This is a genomic window from Streptomyces hebeiensis (assembly GCF_052983195.1).
In genome coordinates, this window is record NZ_CM129812.1 from 4,981,414 (window position 1) to 4,999,414 (window position 18,001).

Sequence of the window (18,001 nt, forward strand, 5' to 3'; positions counted from 1 at the left end):
CCGCCCGGACCCGTACGCGGCCCGCTGCCGGGGCGAGTGTGGTGGCGTATACGTCGTCGTATACTCTCGGCATGACCGATGCCATGCTGAGAGTTCCTGTCGAGGTACGTGACCGTCTCGCCGTCATCGCCGAATCTCGTGGAACATCGATTCGTCAACTGGTGCAGGAGTTCGCCGAGAGCACTCTCACCGACGAGGAGCGTCGCGAGCGGGCGGAACGGGCTCGCGCTTACCTGGCGGAGAACTTCGGTGTCGAGGTGACCGACGAGGAGAGTGCGGCGATGGGACGCAGGCTGCGCGACGAGTTCGCCCGGCAGCAGCCGCCCGGAGCCGCTGCCGCATGATCCAGCACCACCTTGTCCTGGACGCGCCCACGTTGCTCGCCCTGTCCGGGAATCGACAGGTGTCCGCCTTGATCCACCGGGCGTATTTCGAGCCCGAAACCAGGCTGTGGGTGCCGGTGCTGTCCGCCCTGGAAGCGGACGCGGAGTATGCGGGGCTGGCGGAGCACATCGGGCAACTGGACGTCATCCACACCGTGGACCTGGACTATCCCGCCATGCTGGCCGTCGCGCGGTTGTGCAGGGACGGGGTCCCGGCGGGAGTCGCGGCGGCCGCACACGCGGCACAAAACCTCCCCGAGTGGGGAGCCGACGCCTTGGTCGCCACGGTGGCTCCGAAGACGTACGAGGGGCTCGAGGTGCCGCTTCTCGACCTCAACCGCTGAGACGGCGCCGGCCGGCGGTGTGCGGGCGGGACGGCCGGTGGCAGCCGTCCCGTACGCGCGTGGCCGAACAGGGCCGCGTCAGATGCCGGCGGCCGTCGCCAGGTCCTTCTTCAGCGCCGCGAGCAGCTCCGTACCCGTCGTCCGGGCCGACGGGAGGGCCGGCGCGTCCTCGACCGGGACCACCACCTCCAGGTAGCACTTGAGCTTCGGCTCGGTGCCGCTGGGGCGGACGATGACGCGGGCCCGGTACGCGCCCTCCAGGTGGTAGCGCAGGCCGTCCGTGGGCGGCAGGCCGCCGGGGCCCTCGGTGAGGTCTTCGGCGGAGACGACGTTCAGCCCGGCCAGGGCGCGCGGCGGTGTCTCGCGCAGGCGCCGCATCGCCGCCGCGATCAGGGACAGGTCCTGGACGCGGACCGAGAGCTGGTCCGTGGCGTGCAGGCCGTGGGTGACGGCCAGGTCGTCGAGGAGGTCGGTGAGCGTGCGGTCCTTGGCGGCCAGCTCCGAGGCCAGCTCGGCGACCAGCAGCGCGGCGGTGATGCCGTCCTTGTCGCGGACGCCGTCCGGGTCGACGCAGTAGCCGAGCGCCTCCTCGTAGCCGTACCGCAGGCCCGGCGCGCGGGCGATCCACTTGAAGCCGGTCAGCGTCTCCTCGTGCCGGACGCCCGCCGCCGCCGCGATCCGGCCGAGCAGCGACGACGAGACGATCGACTCGGCGAACGTGCCCGTCGCCCCCTTGTGCACCAGGTGCGCGGCGAGGAGCGCGCCGACCTCGTCGCCGCGCAGCATCCGCCAGCCGCCCTCGGCGGCCTCGTCGGGCACGGCCACGGCACAGCGGTCGGCGTCCGGGTCGTTGGCGATGACCAGGTCGGGCCGTACGCGCCGGGCCGTGGCGAAGGCCAGGTCCATCGCGCCCGGCTCCTCCGGGTTGGGGAACGCGACCGTCGGGAAGGCCGGATCCGGCTCGGCCTGCTCGGCGACCAGCGTGGGCGCGGGGAAACCGGCCCGCGCGAAGGCCGCGAGGAGGGTGTCCGTGCCGACACCGTGCATCGCCGTGTACACGACGCGCGCGGTACGGGGCGTGCCCGGTGTCAGGACCGCGTCCGTACGCTCCAGGTACGCCGCCAGGACCTCGTCCCCGAGGGTCTGCCAGCCGCTCTCCGGGCGCGCCAGGCCGGCCAGCGCGCCCACCGCGTCGATCTCGGCCGCGATCTCGCCGTCCGCCGGCGGCACGATCTGGGTTCCGCCGCCGAGGTAGACCTTGTAGCCGTTGTCCCGGGGCGGGTTGTGGCTGGCGGTGACCTCCACGCCGGCCACGGCGTTCAGGTGCCGTACGGCGAACGCCAGGACCGGGGTGGGCAGCGGGCCCGGCAGCACGGCCGCGCGCAGGCCCGCCCCCGTCATCACGGCCGCCGTGTCCCGGGCGAAGTCCGCCGACTTGTAGCGGGCGTCGTAGCCGATGACGACCAGGCCGTCGCCCTCGCCCCGCTTCCCGAGGTACGCGGCGAGGCCGGCCGCGGCCCGGATGACGACCGCGCGGTTCATGCGCATGGGGCCGGCGCCGAGTTCCCCGCGCAGCCCGGCGGTGCCGAACTGGAGCGTGCCGGCGAACCGTTCGCCCAGCGCGTCGAGGTCACGGGCCTCGATGAGCCGGGCCAGTTCCTCGCGGGTGTCGTCGTCCGGGTCCTCGGCCAGCCAGGCCGCGGCGCGGTCCATGAGGCCCTGTGCCTCGCGGTCCTCCGGGGCGCGGTCCCGGCTGTCGCCTGCCTCGGGAGCCCGGAGAGCCTCGGGAGCCGCGGGCGTCCCGGGCGTCCCGCGGGAGACCCCCGCGGGCTTCGGGTCCCGTGTGTCCCGAGTCGTGTGCGCGGCCCGCGGTGTCCGCCGGTCCCGCTCGATCCTGTCGTCCTGCTGCACGGTGGACGTACCTCCTCGTCGTGGCTCTCGCCGCCGTCGCGATCGCTGTCGTCGTGATCGCTGTCGTACGGAGTCCCCCGACCCCGTGTCGACCCTCGGGTGCCCCGTTCCCCGGATCCTCAGATCCGGTGCAGCACCCGCCCCAGCAGCTCGCCCATCCGTGTCGCCGAGTCCCGGCCCGCCTGGAGGACCTCCTCGTGGTTGAGGGGTTCGCCCGTCAGGCCGGCCGCCAGGTTGGTCACCAGCGAGATGCCGAGCACTTCGGCGCCCGCCTCGCGGGCCGCGATCGCCTCCAGGACCGTGGACATGCCGACCAGGTCGCCGCCCATGACCCGGACCATGTTGATCTCCGCGGGCGTCTCGTAGTGCGGGCCGGGGAACTGGACGTACACGCCCTCCTCCAGGCTCGGGTCGATCTCCTTGCAGAGCGCGCGCAGCCGGGGCGAGTAGAGGTCCGTCAGGTCCACGAAGTTGGCGCCGGTGATCGGCGAGACCGCGGTGAGGTTGATGTGGTCGCTGATCAGTACGGGCTGGCCGGGGCGCATGCCCTCGCGCAGGCCGCCGCAGCCGTTGGTCAGGACGACGGTCTTGCAGCCGGCCGCGACGGCGGTACGGACGCCGTGCGCGACGGCCGCGACGCCGTGGCCCTCGTAGTAGTGCGTACGGCCGAGGAAGACCAGCGCGCGCCGCTCGGCGATCCGGTACGAGCGGATCGTGCCGCCGTGTCCCGCCACGGCGGGCGGCGGGAACCCGGGCAGCTCGGTGACCGGGATCTCCGCCTCCGGCGTCCCGAGCGCGTCGACGGCCGGTGCCCAGCCGGAGCCCATCACCAGGGCGATGTCGTGCGTCGCGGCGCCGGTGAGCTGTCTGAGGCGCTCGGCGGCGGCGTCGGCGGTGGCGTGCGGGGCGGCGGGTCCGTCGGCGTCGGCCGGAATAACAGATGCGTTCACGCGGACGAGGGTAGCCGGTCATGCCCTACGCGCGTAGATGCTTCCGGCGTGATCTTCCGATGATCTGCGGATCGTTATCGTCCTTGGGCGCTTCGCGCGCCCGCCGCCCTCAGCAGGGGCGCTTGCGCAGCTCCATCACGTAGTCGTGCGGCGCGCCCGCCGACTCCGCCGCGTCCGCGATCTCGCCCAGGTAGCGCGCCGACGGCAGTCCGCCCTCGTACCCGTTCAGGACGTACAGCCAGGCCGGCTCCTCGCCGTCCAGGGTGTGCACCCGTACCCGCATCCGCCGGTAGATGTCGAGGCCCACGCCCTCCCAGCGGTCCATGGAGTCCTCGTCCATCGGCGCCAGGTCGTACAGCGCGACGAAGACCTGGGAGCGCGGGGCCTCCACGATGGTGGCCAGTGCTCCCTCCCAGCCCATCTGCTCGCCGCCGAAGGTCAGCCGCCAGCCGTTGAGCCAGCCCGTGCCGCGCAGCGGGGAATGCGGGGCGCGGCGGGTCATCAGCCGCGCGTCGAGGTTGCCGGCGTACGCGGCGTAGAGCGACATGGGTCGAGAGTACGGGAGGTACGGGCGTGGTCGCCGGTGCACCGGCCGGTGCGGTGTGGTGGCAGCGCCGGGCGCGGCACCCGGCGGCGGCGGGGCCGGCGTCGCGGCCGGGGCGCCGCGACAGGCGCGGCCCGCGGGGCCGTGGCAGGGGGCGCGCGGGAGCGGCCGGACCGGGGCGGGCAAAGCCCCGGCCGGGGTCCGAAGGGCTCCGGCCTCGTCGATTCCCGGATGGCGGGCCCCGGCGGGAGGCCGCGTGGAGCGTGCGGGACAATGGAGTGCGTACTGCATCCCCCGGGGGCTCCTCCCCCGGAACCCCGGCCGGGGCGGCAGACGGGCCGGGTCGACAACGCGAGGCGGACTTTTTCGTGACCCGGATCGTGATCATCGGCGGCGGACCCGGCGGCTACGAGGCGGCCCTGGTGGGCGCCCAGCTCGGCGCGGAGGTGACCGTCGTCGACTGCGACGGCCTCGGCGGGGCCTCGGTGCTCACCGACTGCGTACCGTCCAAGACCCTCATCGCGACGGCCGAGGTGATGACCACCTTCGACTCCTCGTACGAGGAGCTGGGCATCATCGTCGCCGACGACACGCCCCCGCTGGCGCGGTCGGCCCGCGTCGTCGGGGTCGACCTGGGCAAGGTCAACCGGCGGGTGAAGCGCCTCGCTCTCGCCCAGTCCCACGACATCACGGCCTCCGTCACCCGGGCCGGCGCGCGCGTGCTGCGCGGGCGCGGGCGGCTCCAGGGCCGGCAGGGCGTGGACGGTTCCCGCCAGGTGGTCGTGACGGCGGCGGACGGCAGCGAGGAGACGCTGACCGCCGACGCCGTGCTGATCGCGACCGGCGGCCATCCGCGCGAGATCCCCGACGCGCTGCCGGACGGTGAGCGGATCCTGAACTGGACGCAGGTGTACGACCTCGACGAGCTGCCGGAGGAGCTGATCGTGGTCGGTTCCGGCGTCACCGGCGCCGAGTTCGCGGGCGCCTACCAGGCGCTGGGTTCGCGCGTCACGCTCGTCTCCTCGCGCGACCGCGTGCTGCCGGGCGAGGACCCGGACGCCGCGGGCGTCCTGGAGGACGTCTTCCGGCGGCGCGGCATGAACGTGATGTCCCGCTCCCGCGCCGAGTCCGCCAAGCGCGTCGGCGACCGGGTCGAGGTCACCCTCTCCGACGGCCGGACCATCTCCGGTACGCACTGCCTGATGGCCGTCGGCGCCATACCCAACACGGCGGGCATGGGCCTGGAGGAGGCCGGTGTCCTGCTCAAGGGGTCCGGCCACATCAAGACGGACCGGGTCTCCCGCACCTCCGCGCCCGGTGTGTACGCGGCCGGTGACGTCACCGGCGTCTTCGCCCTCGCGTCGGTCGCGGCGATGCAGGGCCGGATCGCGATGTACCACTTCCTGGGCGACGCGGTGACGCCGCTCAACCTCAAGACCGTCTCGGCGAACGTCTTCACCGACCCCGAGATCGCCACCGTCGGTCACAGCCAGGCGGACATCGACGCGGGCCGGATCGACGCCCGGGCCGTCAAGCTGCCGCTGCTGCGCAACCCGCGCGCCAAGATGCAGGGGATCAGGGACGGCTTCGTCAAGATCTTCGCCCGCCCGGGGACCGGGATCGTGGTCGGCGGCGTGGTCGTCGCCCCCCGCGCGAGCGAGCTGATCCACCCGATCTCGCTCGCGGTCGACAACAACCTGACCGTGGAGCAGATCGCGAAGGCGTTCACGGTGTACCCGTCGCTGTCGGGTTCGATCGCGGAGGTCGCGCGGCAGCTGCACACGCGGAAGACGGGCGACGAGAGCTGATTCCGCGATGCCCGCGTCCGTGCGGTCACGCCCGGTTCTGTCCGGGCGGCGGAGCGGCCGTTTGGGTCGGTTGACCGTTGGAACGCCCCTTATACCACCGAGCGTGCCCGTCTGTGCGCAACTTCTGTTTTTCGGCGCAAACTGCTGAAAGCGGATGGTCGTTGGCGTTACTGTCAGTTTCGTGTTCGCTGCAGAACGTCGTCAATTGATCCTCGAAATGGTGCGCGCGAACGGAGCCGTGTCGCTCCGTGAGCTCGCCCGTGTCGTCCAGACCTCCGAAGTGACCGTACGGCGGGACGTGCGGGCTCTCGAGGCAGAAGGACTCCTCGACCGCCGGCACGGCGGTGCGGTGTTGCCGGGTGGATTCACGCGAGAGTCCGGCTTCCCGCAAAAGTCCCATCTCGCAACGGCGGAGAAGACGGCCATCGCCGATCTCGCCGCCGGCCTCGTCGAAGAGGGCGAGGCCGTGGTGGTCGGCGCCGGTACGACCACGCAGGAGCTGGCCCGCCGGCTCGCGCGGATCCCCGGGCTGACCGTCGTCACCAACTCCCTGCTGGTCGCCCAGGCGCTGGCCCACGCCAACCGGGTGGAAGTCGTCATGACGGGAGGGACGTTACGCGGCTCGAACTACGCGTTGGTCGGCAGCGGCGCGGAGCAGTCCCTCCAGGGCCTGCGGGTCACGCGCGCGTTCCTGAGCGGGAGCGGGCTGACCGCGGAGCGCGGCCTCTCCACGTCCAACATGCTCTCCGCCAGTGTCGACCGGGCGCTGGTGCAGGCGGCGGCGGAGGTCGTGGTGCTCGCCGACCACACGAAGCTCGGTACGGACACGATGTTCCAGACCGTGCCGACCGAGCTGATCAGCCGCCTGGTGACCGACGAACCGCCCGCGCACGACGACCGTGCCGGGACCGAGCTCCAGGCGCTCGCGGACCAGGGCGTGCAGATCGCCGTGGCGGGGGCCGGCGGCGCGGCCGGCTCCGGTGGCGCGGGGATCGGGGGCGGGCTGGGCGGAGCCGGTACGTCCGGCCTGTCCGGCGGCCCGGGTGTCCCGGGCGGGTCCGGTACGGCCGGCGGCCCGGGCGCCGAGGGTGGCGGCCTGTCCGGCCGGCAGCCCCGCCGCGACCTCCCCCTGCCGGGTCAGCGCCGCACGCACACGGGCGGCCCGGCGGGCGGCCCCGGGGCCGGGCTCCGGAGCACATCGGGCCCGTCGGCGCAGGAGCCCGGCGAGCGGGCGCGGGTGGCGGACATACGGCGGCGATAACGGCCGACCCGGCAGGCGTCGACGGGCCGGTGCCGGGGAGGGCCGCGGCGCGGGCGACCGGCGGGGCCCGGCCCGCGCGGGGCCCGCTCCTGCCTGCCCCGGCGCTCGCTCAGGGTTTGAGCCCCGTCAGCGTCAGTCTCAGCAGCCGGTCCGCCAGCTCCGGGTCGTCCGGAGCGCCTTCCGCCGCCAGGGCGATCGCGTTCGTCAGCTGCATCAGGTCGTCGATGGACACCTCGGCCCGTACCTGACCGGTCTCCTGTGCGCGGACCAGCAGGCGCTCGCCCGCGCCGCGCAGGGGGATGTTGCACCGGGACAGGGCCGAACTCTCGTCGTGCGAGGCGGCCATGAGCGCGCGGGAGAGGCCCCGGTACTCGCCGGCGTGGGCGATCAGGGCGCGCAGCCAGGCCACGAGGGCGCCGCAGGGCCGGTCGTCGGAGGCGGCCAGTTCGCGCGAGCGCTCCAGCAGGGCGGTCAGGGCCTCCTGGAACACCGCGCTGAGCAGGGCGTGCCGGTTGGGGAAGTGGCGGTAGAGCGTGCCGATGCCGACCCCGGCGCGGCGTGCCACGTCTTCGAGGGAGGCGTCCGCGCCGTGTTCCGCGAACGTGGCGCGGGCCTCGGTGAGCAGCCGGTCGTAGTTACGGCGCGCGTCGGCACGCATGGGCCGGGGCGGCGCCGTGGGCCGGGCCGGGAACGGGGTCGGGGGCGGTGCCGTACTCCTCGCCATGGCGGTCGGTCCTTCCTGTCCGTGGCGCACCAGGATGCCACCGCCGGACCCCGACATGCCGCCGGGTTCGGACAGGTGTCCGAACCCGGCGGCTCCTTTTCAGGAGGCGATCGGCCAACGGTCAACTGCTGACCGGAAGACGGTCAGCAGTTGACCGGAAGGCGGTCAGGAGATGGCCTTGATGGCCTGCCAGCCGCCCGTGCCCACGACCGACGGCGTGCCCACGCCGTCCTTGCGGCCCGGGACGAACTCCAGTCCGGCCGTGGTGTTGGCCGTCGTCGTCCACAGGTCCGCGATGCCGTCGCCGTCCACGTCGCCCGGAGCGGTGATCAGCGGCCGGGCGGCCGGGGTCCAGCCGGTGGCGTGGACGGTGCGGTTGACCGGGGCGCCGAAGGCGGACGGGTCCGTACCGCCGTCCGGTACGCCGTCGGCGTCCATGTCCAGGGCGGTGCCGTGGTAGACGTACAGCGTGCCGTTGGTGTGACGGGCCATCAGATCGATGAGTCCGTCCCCGTCCACGTCGCCCGGGGAGACGAGGGTCATGGCGCCCCAGCCGCTGTTGCCGATCGGGTAGCCGGACTCGATGGTGCCGCCCGAGTAGCCGGGCAGGAACCACAGCTGGTCGCCGATGACCGCCACGAAGTCCGGGTTGTACTGCTCGGAGTCGGGCGTCAGATCGCCCACCGACACGATCTGCTTGATCGCGGCGGTGTCGGTGACGGCGCCGGTGTCCTCGTCCGGGAAGACGTACACCTGCTGTCGGGTGTCCTCCGAGACCTGGCCCAGGCCGTCGTTCGGGAACAGCCACAGCTTGCCGTCGTTCCGGCGGGCGACCAGGTCCTCGTAGCCGTCCTCGGTCCAGTCGCCCCGGTGGGTGAGCAGCGCGCCCTCCCAGGCCCCGTTCGTGGACAGGAAGGAGGCGGCGGCCACGTTGCCCTTGGCGTCCGTGCCGGAGTACAGCCGCAGGTTGTTCGTGCCGTCGACGGCGTAGAAGTCGGGCGCGCCGTCGCCGTTCACGTCACCGGGCTCGTCGCGCACGCCGGGGCTCGCCGCGTAGAACTTGTACGGGTACGTCGGGCTGGTGTTCTTGCCCGCGTCCACGCTCTGCACGTACACCGTGTGCGGGCCGGGGGAGAGCGGGGTGACCTTGATGCTCACGCCGCCGCCGGGCGCGGCCGGCTTGACCACGATGTTCGCGGGGGTGCGGTCCAGGCTCCACCGGTACTCGGTGACGTCCGCGACACCGCCGGACCCGATGGTGAAGGTCCCCTCCGTGCGGGCCAGGGCGCCGTCGGTGTCCTCCGGGTACTCCGCCGAGGCGACCGTCGGCGCCACGGCCGGGGCCGTCGGGTCGAAGGCGAAGCGGCAGCCGGGCGCGCCGAGGGTCGGGGTCCAGTCGGAGGCGAAGGAGGCGTCGTTCGGGTCCTCCGCCTGGGCCTTCCAGGAGAACTGGCCGTTGCTGAGGCCCTTGTACTGGTTGAGGAGCGTCTTCGATACGACGACCGAGGCCCGCGCGCCCTTGGAGTCGGACGCCTTCACGGCCACCTTGACCTTCTTGTCGAAGAAGACCCCGGGGTCACCGTCGTGCTTGCCGGTCGCCCACAGGTGGAACTGGACGTTGACGTCGCCGCCGTCCGGGTCCCAGACCTGGGCGGTCAGCGTGACGTCCGTGTTGCCGACGGTCACGTACGAGCCGTTGTTGCCACAGTCGTTGAGGGGCGACTTCGTGCTGGGGATGGTGTCCAGCGCCCACGGGTTCTTCGGCAGCCGGTTGTACTCGACGATCAGCTTGGCGTCCGGCTTGAACTTCTTCCAGCTGTACGTGTCCTTGTTGTCCTCCGCGCTCTGCGGGGCGCGCAGGCCGAAGGTGATGCTGGGCCAGTTCTTGGCGGCGGCGTTGACCGCGGCTTTCGTGGCGGTGAAGTCGACGGCCTTGTCCGGGCAGCCGACGCCCTCGTTGCCGTGCGCGTAGTTGCGGCTGTCCTGGCGGTCGGCCCAGGACGGCTGCTTGTTCCAGGTCGTCGCGGAGCTGATCGCGCCGGTCTGCCACAGCTCGACCGGCTTGGGGGTGCAGGACCAGGAGTGGGTCTCGGTGATCTGGAACTGGGCGTCGATCACCTTGACCCCGGCCAGCGCCTTGGAGTCGATGCGGAAGAACGACCGGGCCGTGCCGCCGGACGAGCTCTCGTAGCCGACGCGCGCCTCGTTGGTGGTCTTGCCGTCCCAGCCCGTGCCGTTCCAGTAACTGTCGTTGGGGTGGGGCTTGTACGCGATCGTCCACGCCTGGCGCTGGCCGGTGAAGCGCGGGTCGATGTAGACCGGGAAGGTCGTGGTCGGGGCGTCGAGCAGCTTCTGGTCCGGTTCGAGGCGGAGGGTGCCGTCCAGGACGGTGACGCCGACGCTCGCGCTGTTCGCCCCGGGGGTGAGCCCGCCGCCTGCGGCGTCGGGGGCGGAGGCGCTGTCAGGGGCGGTGGCGGTGGCGGACGATCCGGCGGCGGTCCTCGCCGCCGCCTTCGGACCGGCCGCCGTGGGTGCCGATGCCGGCGGTGCCGACTCCGGCGCGGTCGTGGAGTCCCACATCCGTGCCGACGAGGTGGCGAAGACGGTCTGCCCGGCAGGGTTGAGCGCCTTCAGGGAGCCGCTCTCCGGGTCCTTGCGCAGGTCCAGACCGTCCGACGAGAGGCCGAAATCGATCGTTTCCAGCTCGGGATTATTGGCTGCTTCGGCCGTCTTGACGATCAAAGCTTGGCTGAAACCATCCACATCGGCCTTGAGGGCCAGGTCGACCCCCGGCAGCACCTCGCGGTAGGTGGCGGTCGCCCCCTCCAGCACCGGGGCGGGCAGGGCGTTCGGCCAGGTCAGCGACAGGGTGCGGCCCTGGTCACGGAGTACGACGAGGGGCTCGGAACCGCCCGCGGAGAAGGTCACGTGGCCCGCGGCGGCCTTGGGCGCGATCCGGTCCCGGGCCGGGGCGAGGGTGGTGTCGATCGCCTTCCAGGCCCCTTCCCTCTTCACCCGGACCGGCATGGTGTGCTGGGTCAGCTTGAGCGTTCCGCCCGGCTGCGCGTAGACCTCGCTGGTCTCCGTACGGGCCGACACGACCTCGACCGGCTCACCGCTGCGCTGGGCCCGCGCGAGCGCGTCGGCCTCCGAAGTCGCGGGTGTCGCAGGCGAGTTGGATGCCTTCTCGGGTGTCGCGGCGGGCGCGGTGCCCGGTGCGGCGACGGCCGTCGGCGTCAGGCCGAGCGCGCCGCTGATGACAAGTGCGGTGATCGTGGCGCGCGCGGAGCGTCTCGCCGCTCCCCGTCTCCTCCTGAACATGTCTGGCATGGGTGAGTCCCCCGGTTCCTTTCGGCTCTTGGGCGAGTTCGGCCGAACAGTACACGTCGCACATGCCAACCCTTTGCTGTCTTTTCGCAACTCGGGTGTCGAAGGTTGGCCAACTTCTTACTTGATTCTCACATTTGTTGACGCTTAGCGTCTGCGCGATCACATCGTTCAGATGCTTAAGATGGGGGAGAGCTGTGCAGCAACTGTTGAGGCAGTTGCGCTATTTGGGCCACTGGCATAGATCCGTGTCATTCGTGGTCTTCATGGCGTTTTTCATCAACTTCATACCGGCCGACCCGGCGGCGGCCGGATCCGGCAAGGTTCGGTTGGCCGAATTGAAGCGGGACCGGTCCGTCTCCGGCCGTGAGTTCAGGCCGGATCGCCCGCAGGTCAAGGACGACGCCGCCCAGGACTGGCGGCCGGACCGGGCGAAGGTTCCGGTCGGCGAGTACCTGGTCCAGGTGGCCGGCGCCGACGACGGGAAGTCCGCGGGCAAGCCCGAGCGGAAGCCCGCCGCCAAGGGCCTCGGCACCGGCTCCGGTACCGGCCTCGGTCTTGGCTCCGGTTCAGGTTCCGGTTCCGGGCTGGGCGACGCCCCGGCGAGCGGTCTCACCACCGCCCCGGTGACCCTGCGTCCCGCGCCGTCCGCCAAGGCTCCGTCCTCGGCCCGCACGCGCGGTGCCGCCCCCGACGCGTCCGCCGTACCCGCGGCCCCCGGCACCGCCGCGCGCGTCGCGATGAAGGACGCCGCCACCGCCCGTAAGGCCGGTGTCGACGGCATCGTCCTCACCGCCGCCCCGGCCGGCGAGTCCACCGAGCGCGCCGCCTCCGGGGCCGTCGAACTGGCCCTGGACTACGCCTCGTTCAAACACCTCTACGGCGGCGACTGGGGCTCCCGGCTCCGCCTGGTCCAGCTGCCCGGCTGCGCCCTGACCACTCCCGAGCTGGAGCGCTGCCGTACCCGTACGGCACTGCCCAGCACCAACGACGCGGCGGACGAGACGGTCTCGGCGACCGTCGACCTGTCCGCTCCGGCGCAGGTCAAGACGGCCTCCGCCACCCCCGTCGTCCTCGCCGCCGTCGCGGACGCCTCCGGCCCCGGCGGCAGCCACGAGGCCACCTCGCTCTCCCCCTCCGGCTCCTGGATGGCGGGCAGTTCCTCCGGCGGCTTCTCCTGGACCTACCCGATCGAGGCGGCCGAGGTCCCCGGCGGGCCGCAGCCCGAGGTCGAGCTCTCGTACTCCTCGCAGGCCGTGGACGGCCGTACCGCGTCCACGAACGCGCAGTCGTCCTGGATCGCCGAGGGCTGGGACTACGAGCCCGGCTTCATCGAGCGCCGCTTCCGCTCCTGCTCCGACGACAAGGGCAAGGTCGACGACAAGGCGCCCAACAACACCGGCGACAGCGGTGACCTGTGCTGGGGCTCCGACCACGTCGTGATGTCGCTCGGCGGCAACTCCACCGAACTGGTCAAGGAGGTCAAGGACGGCAAGGAGACCTGGCGTCCGGCCGACGACGACGGCTCCCGACTCGAGCACGCCTCCGGCGCCGAGAACGGCGCCAAGGACGGCGAGTACTGGATCCTGACCACCACCGACGGTACGAAGTACCACTTCGGGCTGAACAAGCTGCCGGGCGCCCCCGCCGACAAGCGGACCAACTCGGCGCTCACCGTCCCGGTGTTCGGCAACCACCCCGGCGAGCCGTGCCACGCCACCGCGTTCATGGACTCCGACTGCGCGCAGGCGTACCGCTGGAACCTCGACTACGTCGTGGACCCGCTGGGCGACGCCATGTCGCTGTGGTGGAACAAGGAGACCAACTACTACGGCCAGAACATGAAGGCCGACCAGCAGATCGCCTACACCCGCGCCGGCTACCTCGACCGGATCGACTACGGCCAGCGCTCGGACACCCTGTTCACCGCGCAGCCCGCGGGCCGGGTCGTCTTCGACACCGCCGAGCGCTGCATCCCGGCGGCCGGGGACACCTTCGACTGCGCCGTCTCCAAGCGGACCAAGGAGAACAACGCCAAGTACTGGCCGGACGTCCCGCTGGACCAGGAGTGCAAGTCCGGCGAGAAGTGCACCGACAAGTACTCCCCGACCTTCTGGTCCACCAAGCGGCTGACGAAGATCACCACCCAGGTGCTCTCCGGCACCGCGCTGAAGACCGTCGACTCCTGGGCGCTGGAGCAGTCGTACCCGAAGACCGGTGACGGCACCTCCCCGGCCCTCTGGCTGGAGTCGATCACCCGTACCGGTTACGACGCCGCGGGCGCCACGGCCACCATGCCGAAGGTCACCTTCGCCGGCATCGAGATGGACAACCGCGTCGACAAGGTCGAGGGCCTGCCGCCCTTCTCCCGCAAGCGGATCCACGCCATCGACACCGAGACCGGCGGCCGGATCGCCATCACGTACTCGCAGCGCGAGTGCTCGGCGCTGGCCCCGGTGAAGATGCCGGCCTCGCCCGAGTCGAACACGATGCGCTGCTTCCCGCAGTACTGGACGCCCAAGGGCGCGCTGAACCCGGTGAAGGACTGGTTCCACAAGTACGTCGTGGAGCAGGTCCGCGAGGAGGACCTCGTCACCGACAGCCCGGCCAAGGTCACCAGCTACGAGTACCTCGACGGGGTCGCCTGGGCCTACGACGACAGCGAGTTCACCGAGAACAAGCACCGCACCTGGTCCCAGTACCGGGGCTACGAGCGGGTCCGCACCCGCCTCGGCGCGGGCGACGACGTCAAGCAGCTCTCCGAGCACCGCTACTTCCGCGGCATGCACGGCGACAAGCTGCCGTCGGGCACCCGTACGGCCCGGATCGAGGACTCCGAGGGCGGCACGTACGACGACCTGCCGCAGTACCAGGGTCAGCTGCGCGAGCAGATCACCTACGAGTCCGACGGCGGGAAGATCGACTCGACGGTCGTGACCACCCCCTGGTCGGTGAAGACCGCCACGCGCCCGCGCACCGGCACCACGCCGCTGGAGGCGTGGATGACCCGGCCGGCGACCGTACGGACCCGGGAGCGCGTCAAGGGCGAGACCTGGCGCACCTCGACCGAGACCACCAAGTACGACGCCTACGGCATGCCGTACGAGGTGGACGAGACGACGCCGGGCGGCACCCGCAAGTGCGCCACGACGACGTACGTCCGCAACGAGAGCGCGTACCTGATGGAGTCGGAGTCCCGCGAGGTGACCCGCATGGGCGCCTGCGGTACCACCACCGGCGAGGTCATCGAGGACACCCGCACCCTCTACGACGGCAAGGCGTTCGGCGCCGCGCCCACCAAGGGCCTGCCCACCGAGGTGCAGGAGCTGGACGAGAACGGCACCGGCTACCTGACGATCGACAGGACCGAGTACGACATCCACGGCCGCGAGAGCGCGACCTGGGACGCCGAGAACCGCAAGACCTCGGTCGTCAACACGCCGGCGACGATCGCGCCGCCGGTCAAGACGGTCTCCACCGACCCGCTCGGTTTCACCGAGACGACCGAGTTCGACCCGCTGCGCGGCCTGTCGCTCGCGGAGACGGACACGAACGGCAAGCGGTCGGCGATGGAGTACGACCCGCTGGGCCGGCTCCTGAAGGTGTGGGAGATCGACCGTGACCAGAAGACCCAGACGCCGAACGCGACGTACGACTACACCGTGCGCCGCGACGGCCCGACGGTCGTCACGAACCGCTCGCTGAAGGACAACGGCGAGTACGCGGTCTCCTACGAGCTCCTGGACGGCCTGCTGCGCGAGCGGCAGACGCAGGACGCGGCGGTCGGGGGCGGCGGCCGGATCGTCAACGACACGTTCTACGACTCGGCCGGCCGCGAGTGGAAGACCAACGACGGCTACTTCAACAGCGCCGCGCCGGAGCCGAAGCTGCTCCAGGTCGGGGACAACGAGGTGCCGGCCCAGACCCGCACCGTCTTCGACGGTCTCGGCCAGCCCAACGCGGAGATCAGCTACCACAAGGGGAACGAGCAGGTCCGCAGCACCACCGAGCGGGACGGCGACGTCACCACGACCGTTCCGCCGAAGGGCGACACGGTCACGGCGACCTTCGAGGACGCCGAGGGCCGGACGGAGAGGCTCCGCGAGTACACGAAGGAGGACCGCAGCGCCTGGCGGGACACGGTCTACGAGTACGACGCGCTCGACCAGGTCAAGAAGATCACCGCTCCCGGTGGCGCGGTGACGACGTTCGAGTACGACGGGCGGGGCCGGCAGAAGTCGATCACGGACCCGGACGGCGGCACGACGACGTTCGGGTACGACACGAGCGACAACCTGGTGTCGACCACGGACCCGCGCGGCAACACGCTTGTCACCACGTACGACGCGATCGGGCGACCGACGTCGTTGCGTGAGGACAGTGAGACCGGGCCCAAGCGGATCGAGTGGACCTACGACTCTCTGCTCAAGGGAGAGCCGACGGCGTCGATCAGGTACCACAACGGCCGGGAGTACCGGGACGAGGTCACCGAATACGACAACGCCTACCGGGTGAAGTCCAGCAAGCTGGTCATCCCGGCTGAGGAGACCGGCCTCGCCGGTACTTATACGTACAGTTACGACTACACTCCCACCGGCAACCTCGCCTGGGCGCAAGTACCCGGCTTGGGCGGGCTGACCACGGAACGGGTGGTCTTCCGCTACAACTCGGACGACCTGCCGATCTACATCGGCGGCGCGTCGACGTACCTGAACGACGTGCAGTACTCGGCCTTCGGCGAGATCCTGCGCACCGAGGCGGGCCCGCTCAACCGGAAGGTCTACGGGTCGTACGTCTACGACGAGTTCACGCGCCGGCTCCAGCAGTCGACGTTCGACCGCTCGGCGGCACCGGCCAGGATCACGGACACCGGCTACACGTACGACCAGGCCGGCAATGTCACCAAGATCGTGGACACACCGGGGGCGGCGACGCCGGGTGACGGCAAGACCGACACTCAGTGCTTTGTCTACGACCAACTGCGCCAGATGACCTCGGCGTGGACGGCCACGGACGGTTGTGCGGCGGCTCCGTCGAAGGAGACCGTCGGCGGGCCGGACGCGTACTGGCACACGTACGAGTTCGACGAGGCGGGCAACCGCAAGAAGCTCGTCGAGCACGACACCGCCGGTGACACCGCCAAGGACGTGACTCGTACGTACGCGTACGGCAAGTCCGGTGTCGGCGGCCCGAACGCGCTGGCGGAGGTGAAGTCGGCCGGTCCCGGTGGGGAGCGGCTGAACACCTTCGAGTACGACAAGGCGGGCAACACCACCAAGCGCCAACGGGACGGTGTGACGCAAACACTGGAATGGGACAAGGAAGGGGAACTCTCCTCAGTCTCCGAGCCCGTGGCGGGCGGCGGCACCAAAACCACGACGTATCTCTACGGTGCCTCGGGTGAGCGTCTGATCAGGACGGGCGCGGACGGAGCCAGAACTCTTTACCTGGGCGACGCCGAACTGACGGTCAGCGCGGACCAGCTCTCGGTCAAGGCGGAGCGGTTCTACGCCCACCCCGACGGCTCGACGACCGTCCGGTCCACAGGCGGTGGGCGTCAGTTGATGCTGGCCGACCACCACGGCACGTCGAACACGGTGATCGACATGGTCGGCGCCGGTATGGAGGTCACCCGGCGCAAGTCGATGCCGTTCGGCGAGGAGCGCGGTGGGCAGCCGGACTCATGGCCCGGCCAGCGTGGGTTCGTGGGCGGCACGGTGGACCAGGACACGGGGCTGACCCGGCTCGGTGCCCGTGACTACGACCCGGCGACGGGCCGGTTCATCTCGGTCGACCCGATGGTCGACTACAGCCAGCCGGCCACGATGAACCCGTACGCCTACAGCAACAACGCGCCGGCCACGTTCTCCGACCCCGAAGGGCTGTTCTTCCCGATCCTGATCGGTATCGCGGCCCGGATCGCCATCCAGGCGGCGATCCGCGCGGCGGCCCGCCGTGCGGCGCAGATCGCGGCCCGCAAGGCGGCCCAGGCGCTGGCCCGGCGGCTTGCCGCCCAGGCCCGCAAGCGGGCGCTGGCGCTGGCCCGGAAGAAGGCGGCGGCCAAGGCGCGGCGCGAGGCGGCCAAGCGCGCGGCGGCCCGTCGTGCGGCGGCCAAGCGCGCGGCCCAGCGCGCGGCGGCGAAGCGCGCGGCGCAGCGCAGAGCGGCGGCGCAGGCCAGGGCACGCGCTCAGCGCGCGGCGGCCAAGCGCGCGGCGGCAAGGCGAGCGGCAGCTCGCAAGGCGGCCGCGCGGCCGAAGCCCAGGCCGAAGCCGCGCAGTCAGCCCAAGCCCAAACCGCGTCCGTCGCAGGCGAAGAAACCGGCCCGCAAGGTGGTCGAGGAGGTCAAGGAGGAGGCCAAGGAGCAGGCTCGGGACGCGGTGACGGAGACGGTGTCGAACCAGACGGAAGCCCCCGTCTCCGCCTGCACCCAGAACTCCGACTGCACGGTTCACACCAACCAGCCCGACAAGATAACCGGCTATACGAAGCACGGGCTGATGCAGGCCATCGGCCGCAACGACGGTCGTGGTGTGAACCTCTCCAAGATGGTGGACGCCATGCGGGACCCCAAGAAGGTCACGCATCAGGAGACGGACAGAGGACTCACCTGGAAATTCGTCGGCCGTGGAGGCAAGGCCGCCCAGGTGGTCGTGGACGCCACGGGTAGGGTCATCACAGCGTTCGGGAAGTCCCGTGGCATCACCCCGGGCAAGCGATCGTCCAGACCCAAGGACATGCACTGAGTGCGG

The 18,001-nt window shown here is 71.5% G+C and carries 10 protein-coding genes; 5 read left to right on the plus strand and 5 right to left on the minus strand.

The features are described from left to right. The first annotated feature begins 71 nt into the window (after positions 1 to 71). Together ACU6P3_RS21465 and ACU6P3_RS21470 are read left to right on the plus strand one after the other, a co-directional pair. The gene (locus ACU6P3_RS21465; RefSeq protein ID WP_447193696.1) at positions 72 to 344 is read left to right on the plus strand and encodes a hypothetical protein; all 273 of its coding nucleotides are present in this window, start codon (positions 72 to 74) and stop codon (positions 342 to 344) included. Beyond that, positions 341 to 727, plus strand: a complete 387-nt coding sequence (locus tag ACU6P3_RS21470) for a hypothetical protein (RefSeq protein WP_447193697.1) — start codon at positions 341 to 343, stop codon at positions 725 to 727. Before ACU6P3_RS21465 ends, ACU6P3_RS21470 begins: the two co-directional genes overlap by 4 nt. A 78-nt stretch (positions 728 to 805) precedes the next feature. Here the strand turns inward: ACU6P3_RS21470 and ACU6P3_RS21475 are convergent, their stop codons facing one another. The 3 genes from ACU6P3_RS21475 to ACU6P3_RS21485 form a co-directional block, all read right to left on the minus strand. Continuing rightward, complete coding sequence (locus ACU6P3_RS21475; protein WP_447198005.1) at positions 806 to 2,440, minus strand: phospho-sugar mutase; 1,635 nt, start codon at positions 2,438 to 2,440, stop codon at positions 806 to 808. A gap of 317 nt (positions 2,441 to 2,757) precedes the next feature. After that, positions 2,758 to 3,588: a purine-nucleoside phosphorylase gene (locus ACU6P3_RS21480; protein ID WP_344272242.1), complete on the minus strand. Its 831-nt coding sequence runs from the start codon at positions 3,586 to 3,588 to the stop codon at positions 2,758 to 2,760. 109 nt (positions 3,589 to 3,697) lie between these two features. Continuing rightward, positions 3,698 to 4,135: a gamma-glutamylcyclotransferase family protein gene (locus tag ACU6P3_RS21485; RefSeq protein ID WP_030750233.1), complete on the minus strand. Its 438-nt coding sequence runs from the start codon at positions 4,133 to 4,135 to the stop codon at positions 3,698 to 3,700. 365 nt (positions 4,136 to 4,500) lie between these two features. Between ACU6P3_RS21485 and ACU6P3_RS21490 the strand changes: the two genes are divergently transcribed. Next, positions 4,501 to 5,940, plus strand: a complete 1,440-nt coding sequence (locus tag ACU6P3_RS21490; protein WP_447193698.1) for an NAD(P)H-quinone dehydrogenase — start codon at positions 4,501 to 4,503, stop codon at positions 5,938 to 5,940. A gap of 181 nt (positions 5,941 to 6,121) precedes the next feature. Further along, a complete protein-coding gene (locus ACU6P3_RS21495; RefSeq protein ID WP_447193699.1) occupies positions 6,122 to 7,201 on the plus strand; it encodes a DeoR/GlpR family DNA-binding transcription regulator in 1,080 nt (359 codons plus the stop codon). Between the two features lie 109 nt (positions 7,202 to 7,310). Here ACU6P3_RS21495 and ACU6P3_RS21500 read toward each other — a convergent pair whose 3' ends face one another. Together ACU6P3_RS21500 and ACU6P3_RS21505 are read right to left on the minus strand one after the other, a co-directional pair. Next, positions 7,311 to 7,859: a TetR/AcrR family transcriptional regulator gene (locus ACU6P3_RS21500; RefSeq protein ID WP_030750224.1), complete on the minus strand. Its 549-nt coding sequence runs from the start codon at positions 7,857 to 7,859 to the stop codon at positions 7,311 to 7,313. Positions 7,860 to 8,090: 231 nt separating this feature from the next. Continuing rightward, positions 8,091 to 11,255: an FG-GAP repeat domain-containing protein gene (locus ACU6P3_RS21505; protein WP_447193700.1), complete on the minus strand. Its 3,165-nt coding sequence runs from the start codon at positions 11,253 to 11,255 to the stop codon at positions 8,091 to 8,093. A gap of 245 nt (positions 11,256 to 11,500) precedes the next feature. Between ACU6P3_RS21505 and ACU6P3_RS21510 the strand changes: the two genes are divergently transcribed. Beyond that, positions 11,501 to 17,995 (plus strand): RHS repeat domain-containing protein, encoded by a 6,495-nt coding sequence (locus tag ACU6P3_RS21510; RefSeq protein WP_447193701.1) that lies wholly within the window; start codon positions 11,501 to 11,503, stop codon positions 17,993 to 17,995. Positions 17,996 to 18,001: the final 6 nt, after the last annotated feature.